The 15,678-nt window shown below is 66.5% G+C and carries 11 protein-coding genes and 1 tRNA gene; 1 reads left to right on the top strand and 11 read right to left on the bottom strand.

All coding sequences use genetic code 11. From position 1 onward, the window contains the following. Positions 1–25: 25 nt before the first annotated feature. From C996_RS0109885 to C996_RS0109905, 5 genes are all read right to left on the bottom strand, one after another. Positions 26–2,296: an ABC transporter permease subunit gene (locus tag C996_RS0109885; RefSeq protein ID WP_018867285.1), complete on the bottom strand. Its 2,271-nt coding sequence runs from the start codon at positions 2,294–2,296 to the stop codon at positions 26–28. 239 nt (positions 2,297–2,535) lie between these two features. After that, complete coding sequence (locus tag C996_RS0109890) at positions 2,536–3,504, bottom strand: PstS family phosphate ABC transporter substrate-binding protein (protein ID WP_018867286.1); 969 nt, start codon at positions 3,502–3,504, stop codon at positions 2,536–2,538. Between the two features lie 302 nt (positions 3,505–3,806). Next, positions 3,807–5,150, bottom strand: coding sequence for a phosphate regulon sensor histidine kinase PhoR (phoR, locus tag C996_RS0109895; RefSeq protein WP_018867287.1), 1,344 nt, complete (start codon positions 5,148–5,150; stop codon positions 3,807–3,809). A gap of 15 nt (positions 5,151–5,165) precedes the next feature. Then, complete coding sequence (phoB, locus tag C996_RS0109900; RefSeq protein ID WP_018867288.1) at positions 5,166–5,855, bottom strand: phosphate regulon transcriptional regulator PhoB; 690 nt, start codon at positions 5,853–5,855, stop codon at positions 5,166–5,168. Between the two features lie 132 nt (positions 5,856–5,987). After that, entirely contained in the window at positions 5,988–6,767 is a 780-nt protein-coding gene (locus C996_RS0109905; RefSeq protein WP_018867289.1) for a 3',5'-cyclic-nucleotide phosphodiesterase, read from the bottom strand. A 548-nt stretch (positions 6,768–7,315) separates the two neighbouring features. On the opposite strand from C996_RS0109905, the gene C996_RS0109910 reads away from it, so the two are divergent. Next, positions 7,316–7,391, top strand: a tRNA-Ala gene (locus tag C996_RS0109910). Positions 7,392–7,440: 49 nt separating this feature from the next. On the opposite strand, the gene C996_RS0109915 is transcribed toward C996_RS0109910, so the two are convergent. From C996_RS0109915 to C996_RS0109940, 6 genes are all read right to left on the bottom strand, one after another. Continuing rightward, positions 7,441–9,906 carry an EAL domain-containing protein gene (locus C996_RS0109915; protein WP_018867290.1) on the bottom strand — a complete coding sequence of 822 codons (2,466 nt, stop codon included), beginning with the start codon at positions 9,904–9,906 and terminating at the stop codon, positions 7,441–7,443. 130 nt (positions 9,907–10,036) lie between these two features. Further along, positions 10,037–10,483, bottom strand: a complete 447-nt coding sequence (gene cynS / locus C996_RS0109920; RefSeq protein ID WP_018867291.1) for a cyanase — start codon at positions 10,481–10,483, stop codon at positions 10,037–10,039. A 33-nt stretch (positions 10,484–10,516) separates the two neighbouring features. Further along, a complete protein-coding gene (locus C996_RS0109925; RefSeq protein ID WP_018867292.1) occupies positions 10,517–11,428 on the bottom strand; it encodes an ABC transporter ATP-binding protein in 912 nt (303 codons plus the stop codon). 29 nt (positions 11,429–11,457) lie between these two features. Further along, positions 11,458–12,306, bottom strand: coding sequence for a nitrate ABC transporter permease (ntrB, locus tag C996_RS0109930; protein WP_018867293.1), 849 nt, complete (start codon positions 12,304–12,306; stop codon positions 11,458–11,460). 3 nt (positions 12,307–12,309) lie between these two features. Further along, the gene (locus C996_RS0109935; protein WP_018867294.1) at positions 12,310–13,764 is read right to left on the bottom strand and encodes an ABC transporter substrate-binding protein; all 1,455 of its coding nucleotides are present in this window, start codon (positions 13,762–13,764) and stop codon (positions 12,310–12,312) included. 186 nt (positions 13,765–13,950) lie between these two features. Further along, positions 13,951–15,594, bottom strand: coding sequence for a sigma-54-dependent Fis family transcriptional regulator (locus C996_RS0109940; RefSeq protein ID WP_018867295.1), 1,644 nt, complete (start codon positions 15,592–15,594; stop codon positions 13,951–13,953). Positions 15,595–15,678: the final 84 nt, after the last annotated feature.

A 15,678-nucleotide genomic window follows, 5' to 3' on the forward strand; every position in this document is an offset into this window, starting at 1 on the left:
GATCGGAGCCTGTCGTCGATGCGGTTTAGAGGGAGCTGTACTTGTTGCGCAGGCGCTGGCGCACGATCTCGGCGACCGTGTTCACGAAGAAGGTCAGCGCGAACAGCACCAGTGCGGCGAGGAACAGGATGCGGTAGTGCGTGCCACCCACCGCAGTTTCGGGCATCTCCACCGCGATGTTGGCGGAGAGCGTGCGCATGCCCTCGAAGATGTTGAAGTTCACGACCGGAGAGTTGCCGGTGGCCATCAGCACGATCATGGTCTCGCCCACGGCGCGGCCGAAGCCGATCATCACCGCGGAGAAGATCCCCGGGCTGGCGGTCAGCAGCACCACGCGTACCACGGTCTGCCATGGGGTAGCGCCCAGCGCCAGCGAGCCCTGGGTCAGGTGCTTGGGCACGTTGAAGACCGCGTCCTCGGAGATCGAGTAGATGGTCGGGATCACCGCGAAGCCCATGGCGATGCCGATGACCAGGGCGTTGCGCTGGTCGTAGGTGTAGCCGGCGTCGGTCAGCCACTGGCGGGCGTCGCCGTTGAACAGCCAGACCTCGATCAGGGGGCTCATCGACGCGGAGAACCAGCCCACCAGGATCACCACCGGGATCAGCACGGCGGCCTCCCAGCCGGCTGGGATCACGCGGCGCACGCCCTCCGGCAGCAGCCGCGTCCAGACGAAGGCGACCACCAGCATCATCAGGGGCATCAGGATCAGGATACTGGCGACCGCCGGCAGGTTGGATTCGATGTACGGGGCCAGCCAGAGCCCGGCGAGGAAGCCGAGGATGACGGTCGGCAGGGCCTCCATCAGCTCGATGCTGGGCTTGGTCAGGCTGCGCATGCGGCTGGACATGAAGTAGGCGCTGTAGATCGCCCCCATGATCGCCAGCGGGGTGGCGAACAGCATGGCGTAGAACGCGGCCTTGACCGTGCCCAGGGTCAGCGGCACCAGCGAGAACTTGGGTTCGAACTCGTCGGTCGCGGAGGACGACTGCCAGACGTAGTCACCACTGGAGCGGCCCTCGTACCAGACCTTCTGCCACAGCACGTGGAGCGAGACCTCCGGGTGCGGGTTCGACAGGCGGTGCAGGGTCCAGGTCTCGTCGGTGTCGATCGCGATCAGGAGCCGGTTGCGCGGGTCCATGTAGACCCGATGCAGGGGCTTGGTGCCGACCTGATACTGGACCAGCGTGCGCTGCGAGGTGGGGTAGTGGATGGCCAGGGCGCCACTGGCGTCCGCGGTGGCGAAGCCTTTGCGGATATATTCCGGCTGGGTGTTGGTCACGGCAGCCGCGTGACGGGGAAACTCGCGTACCCGGGTAATCCGGTTCACGTTATCGTCGTCACGCACCAGCATGTACTGCGTCACGGAGCCGTCCGACCCGCCAACCATCACCGAGACCGTACCCAGCAGATACTCCAGCGAGGTGACCTCGGCGTCCTCGCCCTCGACCACGCGACGGGTATCGATACGCTGGGCATTGCGGGGGTTGGAGATGTCGTAAAAGTGGAGGCGCCCCTGGTCGTCGCCCACCAGCATGTTGCGCCCGGTGATGTCCAGCAGGATGCGCGACGGAGTGGCGCCTTCCGGCAGGGACGGCATGTCGTGGGCGGAGCGGCGCACTTCGACCTCGCCGGTCATCATCGAGGTGCGTTCCTCGAAATTCACCAGGCGCAGGCGGCCATCGGCTGTGGCCGCGGCGACGCGGACGCCGCTGGAGCCGCGCTGAATGCCGACGACCTCGATGGCCTGGCCTTCGCCATCGACGTCCAGCAGCGAGGAACTCTCGTCCCCCAGTGGGTAGACCAGGCCGGGCTCGTAGGTGCGGCCTTCGGGGGTGAAGCTTTCGTTGTACTCGTACTCGATGGCGAGGACCTGACCATTGTCCAGTCCGATGGCGACCAGTCGGGTGCGCGGTTCGGCGGCGGTGAAGCTGGTGACCCGGGCATCGTCGGGGATTGGCAGCGACTGTTCCTGGATGATCTCGCCGCTTTCCGGACGGAAGAAAATCGCACGCCGGTCCTCGGTCAGGCGCACGGCCATCTCCCGGTGGCGGTTCACCGCCAGGTGGACGGTCCCGGTGTCGGCGCCGCCGGGGGCGCTGTACTGGGTCTGTTCCTCGAGCTCGGCGCCCAGGAACATGGGCAGCGTTTCGCTCAGCAGGTAGACGAACATCAGGGTCAGCGCGCCGACCACCGCGACGCCGAAAAAGCCGATCAGGTAGCGCGCCGAGGTGTCCTTGGCGCGGCGCCAGCGCTGGAAGCGGCCAAGGGTGGAGATCGCATGAGGTCCGGACATTCGGGATTCCCCTGAGGGTCGGCAGGCGGAAGGCTTGAGTTGGCGTGCATGCTACGGGCGCTTCGTGACAGAAAGGTGACAGCGACGTGACAGCCGCTTGAACGCCAATGGGAAGGGTTGGCGGCACAAAAAAAAGGCCCGGACGGTGTCCGGGCCTTGTGCGGTCTCGGCCGCGGCCGATGATCGCGTTGGAGCGGCCATGGGGGTGAAGCCCCGCCGGCAGGCTCCTGTGGTGGTGTTTACTCGAGGCCGAGGGCTTCGCGCTGGCGCTGGGCGACGGTCTCGGGCAGCGGCACGAAGCCGTCACGCACGACCACTTCCTGGCCCTCCTTGGACAGCACCATCTTCAGGAACTCGGCCTGGCGCGGGGCGAGGCCGTCTTCCGGGTGCTTGTTGACCGCGACGTACAGGAAGCGGGACAGCGGGTAGTCACCGGAGGCGGCGTTCTCGGCGGTCGGCTCGAAGTATTCGCCTTCGTTCTCGCCCAGGGCAACGGTGCGCACGCCGGAGGTCAGGTAGCCAATGCCGGAGTAGCCGATGCCGTTCAGCGACTCGGCGACACCCTGGACCACGGAGGCGGAACCGGGCTGCTCGTTCACGGCGTTCTTGAAGTCGCCGTCACACAGGGCGTGCTGACGGAAGTAGCCGTAGGTACCGGAGACCGCGTTACGACCGTAGATGGTGATGTCGCGGTTGGCCCAGGAGCCTTCCAGACCCAGCTGGCCCCAGCGGGTGATGTCCTCGGCACCGCCGCAGCGGCGAGTCGAGGAGAACACCGCATCCACGTCGGCGATGGACATGCCCTCGATCGGGTTGTCACGGTTGACGTAGACCGCGATGGAGTCGATGGCGACCGGCACCAGGGTCATCTCGTAGCCGTGACGCTCTTCGAACGCGGCCTGCTCGCTGTCGCGCGGCTGGCGGGACATCGGGCCGAAGTCGGCGGTGCCTTCGGTCAGGGCGGGCGGGGCAGTGGAGGTGCCGGCGCCCTGGATCTGGATGTTGACGTTCGGGTAGAAGTCCTGGAACTCCTCGGCCCACAGCGCCATCAGGTTGTTCAGGGTGTCCGAGCCTTCGCTGGACAGGTTACCGGAGATCCCGCTGACTGCCTGATAGGCCGGCAGGTTGGGGTCGACATCGGCCATCGCCGGGGTAATGGCGAGGGCGGCAGCCGCGGCGGCGGCGAGAATCGTGCGCTTGAACAGCATGGGTGTACTCCCTGGTGCTTGCTTTGAGGTTTGTTCGGAGCCGATCGGTCGGTCCTTGATGCGGGATTATCGGGAGGCTTGCTTGCAGTTGCGTGACGGCAACATGACAGCGGTGTGACATGTGGCGGGCCACTGCGGCAGCGCGGCGATCGGGGATGTGGGTCCGGCCAGACCCGGGCTATGCCCGGTAGATTGCTTCGCTGCGCTCGCAATGACGGGTTGCTGTAGCAGTCATTGCGAGGAGCGCAGCGACGCGGCAATCGGTCCGGATGGCCCGGGACCGGGAACCTTGTGGATGCTCGTCAGGCCCCCGCCGGGTCTTCCTGGCTGGATCGGTCGGCGGCTTCGGCGTGGCGAATGCGGCTCAGGGGGAACAGGCAGGTGAAGCGGCTGCCCTGGCCGACCTGGCTCTCGATCGCGAGGTGGCCGTCGTGGCGGGCAAGGACGTGCTTGACGATGGCAAGCCCCAGTCCGGTGCCGCCGCGGGACTGAGTGCGTCCGGCGTCGACCCGGTAGAAGCGTTCGGTCAGCCGACCGAGGTGATGGCTGGCAATGCCGGGGCCGGTGTCGTCGACGATCAGGCGCGCACCGTCAGGATCGGCTCGCCATTTCAGGGTGATTGTGGTCCCGCCGGGGGTGTACTTGACCGCATTGAACATCAGGTTCGCGCAGGCGGAACGCAGCTCGTCCGAATTCCCCCGGAATTCCAGCGTGGGGTCGGCGTCAAGGACGATCCGATGGGCCTCCGTGCCCGACAGCAGCCGTGCCTCCTCGGTCAGTTTCTGCAGCATCGGTAGCGGGTTGAACCAGTCCTGCGGGCCGGTGGTTTCGCCGGTTTCCAGGCGCGAGAGCAGTAGCAGGTCGTCCACCAGCAGCTTCATGCGTTCCGACTGTTCGCGCAGCATCTGCACCGAGCGGGTCAGTTCCGGCTGGTCCTCCAGTGCGTCTTCCAGTGTCTCGGTAACGCCGTAGAGCACGGTCAGCGGCGTGCGCAGCTCGTGCGAGACATTCGCGATGAAGTCGCGGCGCATCACCTCCAGCCGGTGCAGGTGAGTGGTGTCGCGCGCCAGGAGGAGGTACTGCGCATCGCCGTAGGGGAGCATGCGCATCTCCAGCTGGCGCTCGTCATCCAGCGGCGACGGCACGGTGACCCGCGCCAGCGACTCGCGGGCGCGTTCCATGAAGGTGAGGAATTCCGGGTGGCGCAGCAGGTGGGTGATGCGCTGGCCCTCGTCACGCGGCCACTCGAGCCCGAGCAGCTGGCAAGCCATATCGTTGATCCACTCGATGCGCAGGTCGTCGTTGAGGACCACGACCGCGTCGGGCATCGCGCGGGCCGAGTCGCGGTAGCGTTCCAGGAGCTGGCGCAGCCGATGCACCCGATTCTCGTGGCGTTTGCGGCGGCGGTAGAGCTGATCGAAGATCACGCCCCAGAGCCCACGCACATCGGGGGGCTCGGCGCGCCCGCCACGGCGCAGCCAGGTCTCCAGCCACAGCAGGTTGGCGATATTCCAGGCCAGGGCCGCGCCCAGCAGGAAGGCCACCGTGGGCCAGAACTGGCCGGTTGCCCAGCCAAGCGCCAGGATCGGCAGCGCGATCAGCAGGCTGGTAATGAGGATGTCGGGCCAGGTCTTGCGGGGCTGCACGGGGACCGCCGAAGGTCAGGGGTGTTGCGAGAAACGGTACCCCGAACCGCGCACGGTCTGCACCAGGTGATCATGGCCGGTGTCGGCCAGCGCCTTGCGCAGGCGGCGGATGTGTACGTCTACCGTGCGTTCCTCGACGTACACGTTGGTGCCCCAGACTTTGTCCAGAAGCTGTTCGCGGCTGAACACGCGGTCCTGGTGGGTCATGAAGAAGTGCAGAAGGTTGTATTCCGTGGGGCCCATGCTGATGGGTTCGCCATTGCCGGTGATGCGGTGCGAGACCGGATCCAGGCGCAGGCCCTCGATCTCGACCGGTTCCTCGCTGGTAGTGGGCGAGGTGCGTCGCAGCACCGCCTTCATGCGCGCGACCAGCTCGCGCGGCGAGAACGGCTTGGTCACGTAGTCGTCGGCGCCGACGTCCAGGCCGCGCACGCGGTCTTCCTCTTCGCCGCGCGCGGTCAGCATGATCAGCGGGATGTCCTTGGTGACCGGGCTGGCCTTCAGGGTGCGCGCCCAGTCGATGCCGCTGATGTCGGGCAGCATCCAGTCCAGCAGGATCAGGTCCGGCGGGTCCTCCAGCAGCAGGGACTTGGCGCTGCGCACGTCGCCGGCCTCGCGCACCTCGTAGCCCGCCTTCTGGAACGGCAGCTGCAGCATTTCGCGAATGGCGGTGTCATCCTCCACCAGCAGAATTCGAGTGGCCATGGCCCCGTCTCGTGATTGCCTGGTCGGCATTAGATAACAGCGATGTTACAGACATGTGAACCTGCGGATAGTGGATGGTCCCGAAGGTGCGGGTTTGGAGGCCCGTTGGCCTGCGCACTGGTGGCCACGCCTTCAGGTGCCGAGTACGAAGCGCTCGTCGCCGTGCAGGAAGATCATGCCGTCGTGGTGAGGGGAGCGGGCCAGTTGCTTGCGGATCGCCTGCTCATGGCCGGGCTTGAGGTGGGTGATGGCGATACGCGGGCGGTGTTCCAGCATGGCCAGATCCTCGCCCAGATGCTGCGGGGTGTAGTGCTTGGCCAGGTCGGCCATGCCCTCCATCTCGTCCGGGAGACCGGTCTCGATCATCAGCAGGTCGAGGTTGGGCAGGGCATTCAGGGCCGGCCAGAGCTGGTGCGAGGAGGTGGTGTCGCCGCTGAAGGCGAAGGCCGCGCCGTCGTGATTGGTGACGCTGTAGCCAACCGCGGGAACGGTGTGACGCGCCGGCAGCACGCAAATCTCGCGCTGTTCCACCGCGACGGTTTGCCCCGGCTGCACGGTCTCCAGCCGGATCAGGGGCTGGTCGGGCCGGGGCAGTCGGGTGAAGTCCGGCCAGATCACCCAGTTGAACACGTGGTCGCACAGGGCCTTCAGCGTGGCGGGCAGTCCATGCACATGAATGGGTGCGGCATCCGGGCCGTAGACCATGTCGGCCAGCATCGGGAGGAAGGCGATGTGGTCCAGATGCGAGTGGGTCAGGAACACGTGGCGAATGCGGCGGAGTTCGTCCAGGCTCAGGTCCCCAACGCCGCTGCCGGCATCGATCAGGACATCGTCATCGATAAGGATCGACGTGGTGCGCCGGCCCGGGCCGATCCCGCCACTGGCGCCCAGGATGCGAACGGTCAAGCTCATGCGAGGTAGTATATCCAGCCGGCGGCGGGACGTCCCGCGGCTGGATTGGGGGAGTGCGAGCCGAGGCCGGACGCCCCTAGGGAAACACGGATCCATGTACAGGCACGCGCTCGAGTCGCTTTTGCGTGCGAACAAGGCGCGGTGACTGCCGTGCAGTCATTCTGCACAAGGGCGCCGCAACGCCGTGCGCGCGCCCGTTTTTGGTCACAACGGGCGGCCGAGCCCCTTCGGGGTTGGCACCCCAGGTTCCCCGATCCTGCGTTGCGGCCCGCATCCATCAAAAACGGGCCGGTAGAACCATTACCGGCTGCGCACCGCGCCTTGTCTCGGAAAACCTGGGGTGCCAACGCGAGCGTGTACATGGATCCGTGTTTCCCTGGGTGCTGGAGGTGGCTGACGGACATGCCTCAATGCTAGACCCAGTCCAGCCCCGGCTTCCGTGACGTGTCGCTCGAAAAGGCGATTTCGCGGGCGATATGCGCAAAGGAAAGTTGCACCGACGGGTCTTCCCGCCACCCGGTGGAGTTGCTAGAATGCGCGTCCTGTTTGGGGCGGTAGCTCAGCTGGGAGAGCGTCGCGTTCGCAATGCGAAGGTCGGGAGTTCGATCCTCCTCCGCTCCACCAAACACCTGAAAAAGGCCTGCTTTCGCAGGCCTTTTTCTTTTTGGGCGGGTTACGGGCCCGCGTGGCGCCGGGGCAATGTTCGTCTGCGCGGTGCGGTCCGGCGGGCGAAGGGCTCGGGCTCGTGCTGGCGCACGAGTGCGGCGAGGGCATCGGCCGGCAGGGGGTGGCTGCACAGGTAGCCCTGCCAGGCATCGCAGCCCTGGGTGGCGAGAAAGCCGAGTTGCGCGGCGTTTTCCACCCCCTCGGCGAGAACATCCAGCCCGAGGTTGTGCGCCATGCCGATGATGGTCACGGCCAGTTCGGCGTCGCTGCGATCCTCGGGCAGGTCGCGCACGAAGGTCTGGTCGATCTTCAGGATGTCGATGGCGAATTCCTTCAGGTAGGCCAGCGACGAATAGCCCGTGCCGAAATCGTCGATGGCCAGTGCCACGCCCAGTTGCTTGAGCTGTTGCAGGGTGCCGCGGGTCGTCTCGGCCTGTTCCATCAGCGTGCTTTCGGTCAGCTCGAGGGTCAGGCGTCGGGCCGGGAGACCGGTTTCCTGCAGGACCTGTCGGACCTGGTGAAGCAGGCCCGGTGCGGCGACCTGGCGGGCCGACAGGTTGACCGAGATCTCCAGCGGCGGCAGTCCGGCCCGGTCCCAGTCAACGACCTGACGACACGCCTCGCGCAGGACGAACGCGCCGACATCCACAATGAGCCCGGTCTCCTCGGCCAGTGGGATGAACACGTCCGGCGTGACCAGGCCGTGTTCCGGGTCGCGCCAGCGAACCAGGGCCTCGATGCCGGTGATCACGCCGGATGTCATCTGGATCTGGGGCTGGTAGTACACCTCCAGTTCGCCCTGTGCCAGCGCGCGGCGCAGGCGGTTCTCGATCTCCAGGCGCTGGCTGGCCGCATCGGTTAGGGCGGTGCGGTAGAAGCGGAAGGTATTGCGTCCCGCGTCCTTGGCCTCGTACATCGCGGCGTCGGCCTGAGTGATCAGTTCGCCGGCCTCGGTGGCGTCGTCGGGATACAGGGCGATGCCAATGCTTGCGCCCACCTGGAGGTCGCTCCAGCCCCCGACGGCGAAGGGTTCCGCGATCAGCGCCAGCAACTGGCGGGCGCGCGCCTCGAGTTCCCGGTGATCGGCCGCGTCTTCGATGATCACAACGAACTCGTCGCCGCCGATGCGCGCGATGGTGCGCGCTTCGAAACGCGTCTTCAGGCGCTCGCCGAGGATTTGCAGCAGGGCATCGCCGACCCGGTGACCCAGGCTGTCGTTGACGGTCTTGAAGCGGTCGAGATCGACGAACAGGATGGCCAGGCATCCGTTCGCCTCACGGGCCTGCTGCATGGCATCGTGCAGGCACTCCTGCAGCAGCGTGCGGTTGGGCAGGCCGGTGAGCGGATCGTGTCCGGCCTGGTAGGCCAGTTCCGCCTCGTGCGTGCGCAGGCGCGCTTCGGCCGCCCGGCGCTGCTCGACCTCCAGCGACAGCCGGGTGGTGAGACGCCGGTAATAAAGCGCGGCGAGGCCGCTCAGCAGCAACAGGCCCGCCAGGAACCCCAGCAGGACCTCGGGTCGGGCCTCCCAGTAGGCGCGCAGGTCGACCACCACCGGACGGTCGTAGGGCGGACGGCCGAGTTCTTCCAGCAGGGTGTGAACCGAGGCATAGGACAACGGCGCCGACCAGCCGTGGTAGCCGCCGGCGCGCACCGCGGGATGGTCGGACGGCAGGCTCAGCAGGGCGATGCTCACCGCCTCCGCTAGCGGATCCGGCGTGTGTTCCAGGCGCGAGAAGGGCCATTCCGGATACAGGCGGGTGGAGTGGGCGAACGGGAACTCCGCGGTCTCCCGGGGTTCCAGGACGCGCAGTGCCCCCGGGGCGAGGGTGTCGGCCCGGAGCTGGCCCTCCAGTACGCCGGTGCGCACGATGCCGGCATCGGCGTCTCCGGCGAGCAGCCCCTCGATCACGCGGTGGTGTGGCATGCCGGTGAATTCAAGGGCGGCGAGATCGTCCTGTGGCTCCACGCCCGCGTTACGCAGCGCCTCGTGGCCCGCCAGCCAGCCGCCCAGCGAGTCCGCGTCCACGGCGAGCAGTCGCTGGCCTCTCAGGTCGTCCAGGGACTGAAGATCCGCGCGGTCGTCACGCACCAGGATGGTCCCGCCGAACTGGCGGATAGGCTGGCCCTGTTCCTCGGCGATCAGGGTGGCCAGGCGGGTAATGCCCTGTCCGGCCTCCAGGCGTACGTAATGTCCGGTGTTGGTCAGGACGAAATCGATGTCGCGCGCGGCGACGGCCCGATTCAGCTCCGGGTAGTTCAGGGCCTGGATACGGAATTCGGCCGAGTCGATCTGCGCGCTCAGGTAGTCGGCGGTGGGCTGCCACTGGGCAGCGGTCTGGCCGGCGTCGAGGAAGGCCAGCACGCCAATGGTGTACACCTCGGCACCGTCATGATCTCCGGCCATCGCCGGCGCGGCGCAGGACAGCGCGGACAGCAGGATCAGCAGACGGACGAGGGGGGACCGGAGGCGCATCGGCAAGAGCCTACTATGAGAAGGGACTTGCCGTACACGCTCCCGGCTGGAGGGCCGTACTTGACCGGCCTGTGGATGAGGGGCGGTCACGCGGCAAGCAAGGTCGCCGCCGCGTGACCGGAGGGGTGGACTACCAGCTCTTGTAGGGCAGGAACTTGCCGTTCCAGGTGATTTTGACGCGGTCGCCCTTGGGGTCCTCGACCTTGTCGATGTCCATGGTGAAGTCGATCGCGCTCATGATGCCGTCGCCGAACTTCTCGTGGATCAGGGCCTTCATGGTGTCGCCGTAGACGTTGATGGCCTCGTAGAAGCGGTAGAGCACCGGGTCGGTCGGGATGGTCTTGTCCCAGTCCTTGTGCGGGAAGACCTGCAGGGCCTGGGCGACTTCCGGGCCAAGCCCCAGGAAAGTGGCCAGTTTGTCGGCCTGGTCGCTCTCCAGGTGATTCATGCCGTAGCAGGCGGAGGTCACATAGACCTCGTGCAACCCGGTGGCCTCGGCGATCGCGGCCCAGGTGGTGCCGCGGTTCTCTTTCGCCTCGAGGATGGTGGTGGTCATGGCGCTCTTGCTGAGACTCATCGTGTGCTCCTTGAAAGGGATAGAGGAAAGGGTTCAGACCGCGCGGACCATGCGCGGGCCGGGTTCGGGATCGGCCTCGGGCCGGGCCGGGTTGACGATGCGCGGACGGTGGCGCGGATTTTCGCCGCGGGCGGCCGCCTCCTGCGCCTTCGCGGACATCGCCTTGGCGCCGTCCACCAGGAAGTCCACCAGGTGGTTGCGGATCGGGTAGTAGGCCTCCTCCTGATGCAGGGTGGCCCGTTTCCGCGGGCGCGGGATGTCGATCTTGACCGACTCGGCGACCTGGGCATGCGGACCGTTGGTCATCAGCAGCACGCGGTCGGCCAGCAGGATCGCCTCGTCCACGTCGTGGGTGATCATGAACACGGTCTGGTGGGTCTCCGACCAGATCTTCAGGAGTTCTTCCTGGATGACGCCGCGGGTCAGGGCGTCCAGGGCCCCGAACGGCTCGTCCATCAGCAGCAGCTTGGGTTCAATGGCAAAGGCGCGGGCAATCCCGACGCGCTGGCGCATGCCCCCGGAGAGCTGAGCGGGCTTGCGGTCCATCGCATGATCCAGGCCCACCATGTGCAGATACTTCTCCGCGTGTTCGCGGCGCTTGGCCTTGCTCCAGTGCGGCCAGCGGGCGCGCACCGCGAACATCACGTTGTCGCGGGCCGACAGCCAGGGCAGCAGGCTGTGGTTCTGGAAGATCACGCCCTGGTCGAGGCTCGGGCCCTTGATCTCCTTGTTGTCCATGATCACGTTGCCGTCGGTGGGGGTGGCCAGGCCGGCGAGCACGTTGAGGATGGTGGACTTGCCGCAGCCGGAGTGACCGATCAGGCAGACGAATTCGCCCTTTTCGATGTCCAGGTCGACCCCCTCGAACACCGTCATCAGGTCGTTCGAGTCGGGCTGCGGGAAACGCTGGCTCAGGTTCTCGATTTCGAGGAATCCCTTGCTCATGGTTGTACTCCTGGTTGGGCTGCGCCGACTCAGTCGGCGTAGCGCACGAGTTTGGTGGCCTGGGCGAGGGAGGCATCCAGCAGGAAGCCGACAATGCCGATCATGATGATCGCGAAGATCACGCTGGCGAGATCGAGGTTGTTCCACTCGTTCCAGATGTAGTAGCCGATGCCGGTGCCGCCCACGAGCATCTCGGCGGCGACGATGACCAGCCAGGCAATGCCGATGGAGATGCGCATGCCGGTCAGGATGGTCGGGGCCGCGGCGGGCAGGATCACCGTGAAGGCCGTCCGCAGGTTGGATAGCTCGTGGGTCTTCGCCACGTTCAGCCAGTCATTGCGCACCGAGGCGACGCCGTAGGCCGTGTTGACCAGCATCGGCCAGATCGAGCAGATGAAGATCACGAAGATCGCCGACATGTTGGAATCGCGGATCACGAACAGGGCGAGCGGCATCCAGGCGAGCGGCGAGATCGGCTTGAGGATCTGGATGTAGGGATCGAACGCCTTGTTCAATAGTGGCGACATGCCGATCACGAAGCCGAGCGGGATGGCGATCAGCGCGGCCAGCGCAAAGCCCAGCAGGACCCGGTAGATCGAGTAGGCCAGCTGGATCCCGATGCCCTTGTCGTTCGGGCCCGCGTCGTAGAACGGGTTGCTCAGTTCGCTGAAGGCGTGGCTGAACACCTGCGTTGGGGCCGGAATGCCGCTGCCCGAACTCTGCTGAGCACCGCCACCGGTCAGACGTTCGTATTCGCTCAGCTCGCCCTGCTGAGGCGCGAGGACCTCCGGGGCGGTGGCGAGCTGCCACACACCCAGGAAGACCACGAGCATCACCAGCGACAGGACGGTCGCCCGGAAGTTGAGATTGCTCAACATGGCTTAGCTCCTGCGGATTTCGAAGCTGTCGAGATAGCCTTCCGGGTCGGTGTAGTCGAACACCTTGCCCATGATCTCGAAGTTCTTGTACGTGTCGCTGGGGGCCTCGTAGCCCAGCTCGGTCATCACCTCGGCACATTCGCTGGCCAGGAAGACGTCTTCGGCCAGGCGGTTGTAGTCGAAGTCTCGATCCACGTACCCCCAGCGCTTCATCTGGGTGAGGATCCAGGTCGCCATCGAGTGCCAGGGAAAGGGGTCGAAGTCGATCCGGTGCGGGTCGTTCTGCACGTTGCCCAGGCCGTCGGCGTAGCGACCGGTGAGCACCTGTTCGACCACCGATTGCGGCTGGTTGAGGTAAGCGCGCGGGGAGATGGCCTCGGCGATCTCGGCGCGGTTGTTGATGTCCGAGCTGTACTGGGTGGCCTCGATCAGCGAGCGGAACAGGGCCCCGAAGGTGTTGGGATGCTCGTCGGCCCAGGCCGCGGAGCAGGCGAACGCGCAGCACGGGTGCCCATCCCAGATATCCTTGGTCAGCATGTGAATGAAGCCGATGCCGTCCCAGACCGCGCGCTGGTTGAACGGGTCGGGGGCCAGGTAGCCGTCGACGTTCTCGGCGCGCAGGTTGGCCACCATCTCCGGCGGCGGGACGACGCGGATGCTGATATCGCGATCCGGGTCCAGCCCGTGCTCGGCGACCAGGTAGCGCAGCAGGAAGTTGTGCATGGAGTACTCGAAGGGCACGGCGAAGGTGAAGCCCTTCCAGTCCTTCGGGTCACGCTTGTCCTTGTGCTTGTTGTGCAGGGTGATGGCCTGGCCGTTGATGTTCTCGACCGCCGGCATGATGTAGTGCTCGCGCGAGGAGCCCGAGCCCAGCGTCATGGACAGCGGCATCGGCGAGAGCATGTGCGAGGCGTCGTATTCACCCGACAGCGACATGTCGCGGGCGACGGCCCAGCCGGCGGTCTTGATCACGTCCACGTCGAGGCCGTGGCGCTCGTAGAAGCCCATCGGGTGGGCCATGATGATCGGGGTGGCGCAGGTGATCGGCACGAAGCCGACGCGCAGTTTGGTCTTCTCCAGCGGCCCGCCGTCCTTGATCGCGGCCTTCACCTTCTCCAGCGGCAGGATGGAACCCAGGGCCGCGGCCACGGTGCCGCCGCCCAGCATCTGCAGGAAGCGGCGACGGTTGATCTCGTTGTGGCCGAACATGCCGCGGACGATGGCGCTTTCCACGGCGCGGTCGATCATGCCCTCGTCGCTCAGGTCCTCGCCAGTCTGGTGGGCGTCGGCCTGCACGGGGTCATGGGTGGCGCGGTGCTCCAGTTTTTCTTCCAGGTCCGGGGACGCGGTGTCGAAGCAACTGCAGCTCCCGGGGCTGGTATGGCCGTGGCGGCAGCTGGAGCCATGGCGCAGGTCGGCATTGGCGTCAAAGGGATCGTGAAGACTCTTGGTCGGCATGGTCGGCTCTCCTCGTGGCTCGAATCGATGCGGGCATCTTTGCCGCGCATGTCGAGAGTCTTTGCAGGTGCCATGCCAACGGCTGGAAACGGTTGCCGCGGGGCCCCCGCAGGGGCGCGACCGGCCGACACTTTGACGTCATTTCGGGCAATGCCGACGAATCGTCCATTGGCGCCGGGGGCGGCGCTAAGTCGTTTCGATGCCGAGCTTTTTCAGGCGGTAGCGCAGCTGACGCGGGGTCAGCCCGAGTTCCAGGGCGGCGCGGGTCTTGTTCCCGCGCGCCCGCTCGATCGCCCGCGCCAGGCGCTCTGCCTCGGAGGCGTGCACACGCTGGTAGGGGCGCACCGCGCTGGTGCAGTCTGCGCCGTAAGGGGGCGCCGGCGCGGCTTCGCGGGGCGCTGCCGACGAGGGCTCGGTGTGCGAGCCCAGGGGCTCACGCTCGAACGGACTGATGCGGGACTCCTCGTGGAGGATCTCGTCAATCAGCGGTGTGCCGATGCGGCCGTCGGTGGACAGCAGCACGGCCCGCTCGAGTACGTTTTCCAGTTGCCGGATATTGCCCGGCCAGTCGAAGGCCTCCAGACGCTCCAGGACGCCGTCATCCACGACCACGTTCCAGCCGTGCAGGTGGGTGTAGCGGTCGAGGAAATGACGGGTGAGCAGGCGGATGTCGCTGGCGCGGTCGCGCAGCGCCGGCATGTGCAGCGGGATCACGTTCAGGCGGTAGAACAGGTCGAGCCGGAACTCCCCGGCATTCACCGCGGCCTGCAGGTTCTGGTGGGTCGCGGCGATGATGCGCACGTCCACCGGGATATCGCGCGAACCGCCGATCGGCTGGACCACGCGCTCCTGCAGCACACGCAGGATCTTCGATTGCAATGCCTCCGGCATGTCGCCGATCTCGTCCAGGAACAGCGTGCCGCCGTCGGCCAGGGCGATCTTGCCGGTCTTGGCGCTGGAGGCACCGGTGAAGGCGCCCTTTTCGTGGCCGAACAGTTCGGATTCCAGCAGATCGGCCGGGATCGCGGCGCAGTTGATGGAGATGAATGGCTTGGCGCTGCGCTGGCTGATCCGGTGGATCATGCGCGCGATCTTTTCCTTCCCGGTGCCGGAGGCCCCGGTGACGAGCACGGTGGCCTGGGTGTCCGCGATGCGGTGGACCTGTTTCAGGACATGGCGCAGGGCCGGGCTCTCGCCGAGGATGCCGTACTGCCCGCCCTGGGTGTCCAGGGCACTCTTCAGGTAGCGATTCTCGGACACCAGTTCGGCGGTGCGTTCGGCGATGAGCTGATGGATACGCAGGACCTGGCCGATCATGCTGGCGACCACCCGCAGCAGGTTCAGGTCGTCCTGGAACTGGCGCGAGCGGCGGCGCAGGCGATGCACTCCGAGGACGCCGATGGCGTGTTCGTCCTGCACGATGGGGACGGCGATATAGGCGACGGTCTCCTGCGGCAGGGTGGAGCGGTCGATGGCGCGCGCGAGATATTCGGGCTCGTTGTCGATGTCCTGGATCAGGGCGATCTGGCCGGTCTTCATCACGCGCCCGGTGACGCCTTCGCCCAGGCTGTAGCTGCCGCGGTCGCGCTCGGCGTCGGTCAGGCCGTAGGCGTGGCGGATGCGTAGCTGTCCGCTGTTCGGGTCCGGCAGCAGCACACGGCCGCGGTTGAGGCCCAGCAGCTGCGACATCATCCCGAGGATGCGGTAGATCGCGGCGTCCGGGTCGCCGGAGCGGCCCATGAGCTTGGCGACCTCCAGCAGCAGGGTGATCTCCTGCTCCCGCGTGGCGAGGTCGGGCGGGGTCGAATCGGATGCGTGTTGCGAGGCCATGGGTGGGGATATGCAGAAACCCTGCCAGTGCGCCCATGGCGGCTTGTAAAGGGTTGGCGCAGTAGCGGGGTGGTCCGTTTTGGT

The organism is Thioalkalivibrio sp. ALE25 (assembly GCF_000377285.1).
Taxonomy (GTDB): domain Bacteria; phylum Pseudomonadota; class Gammaproteobacteria; order Ectothiorhodospirales; family Ectothiorhodospiraceae; genus Thioalkalivibrio.

Coding starts and splice junctions, on each gene's coding strand:
- C996_RS0109885 (WP_018867285.1), bottom strand. CDS start 2,296: ATGTCCGGACCTCATGCGATCTCCACCCTTGGCCGCTTCCAGCGCTGG.
- C996_RS0109890 (WP_018867286.1), bottom strand. CDS start 3,504: ATGCTGTTCAAGCGCACGATTCTCGCCGCCGCCGCGGCTGCCGCCCTC.
- phoB (WP_018867288.1), bottom strand. CDS start 5,855: ATGGCCACTCGAATTCTGCTGGTGGAGGATGACACCGCCATTCGCGAA.
- C996_RS0109905 (WP_018867289.1), bottom strand. CDS start 6,767: ATGAGCTTGACCGTTCGCATCCTGGGCGCCAGTGGCGGGATCGGCCCG.
- C996_RS0109915 (WP_018867290.1), bottom strand. CDS start 9,906: ATGCGCCTCCGGTCCCCCCTCGTCCGTCTGCTGATCCTGCTGTCCGCG.
- cynS (WP_018867291.1), bottom strand. CDS start 10,483: ATGAGTCTCAGCAAGAGCGCCATGACCACCACCATCCTCGAGGCGAAA.
- C996_RS0109925 (WP_018867292.1), bottom strand. CDS start 11,428: ATGAGCAAGGGATTCCTCGAAATCGAGAACCTGAGCCAGCGTTTCCCG.
- ntrB (WP_018867293.1), bottom strand. CDS start 12,306: ATGTTGAGCAATCTCAACTTCCGGGCGACCGTCCTGTCGCTGGTGATG.
- C996_RS0109935 (WP_018867294.1), bottom strand. CDS start 13,764: ATGCCGACCAAGAGTCTTCACGATCCCTTTGACGCCAATGCCGACCTG.
- C996_RS0109940 (WP_018867295.1), bottom strand. CDS start 15,594: ATGGCCTCGCAACACGCATCCGATTCGACCCCGCCCGACCTCGCCACG.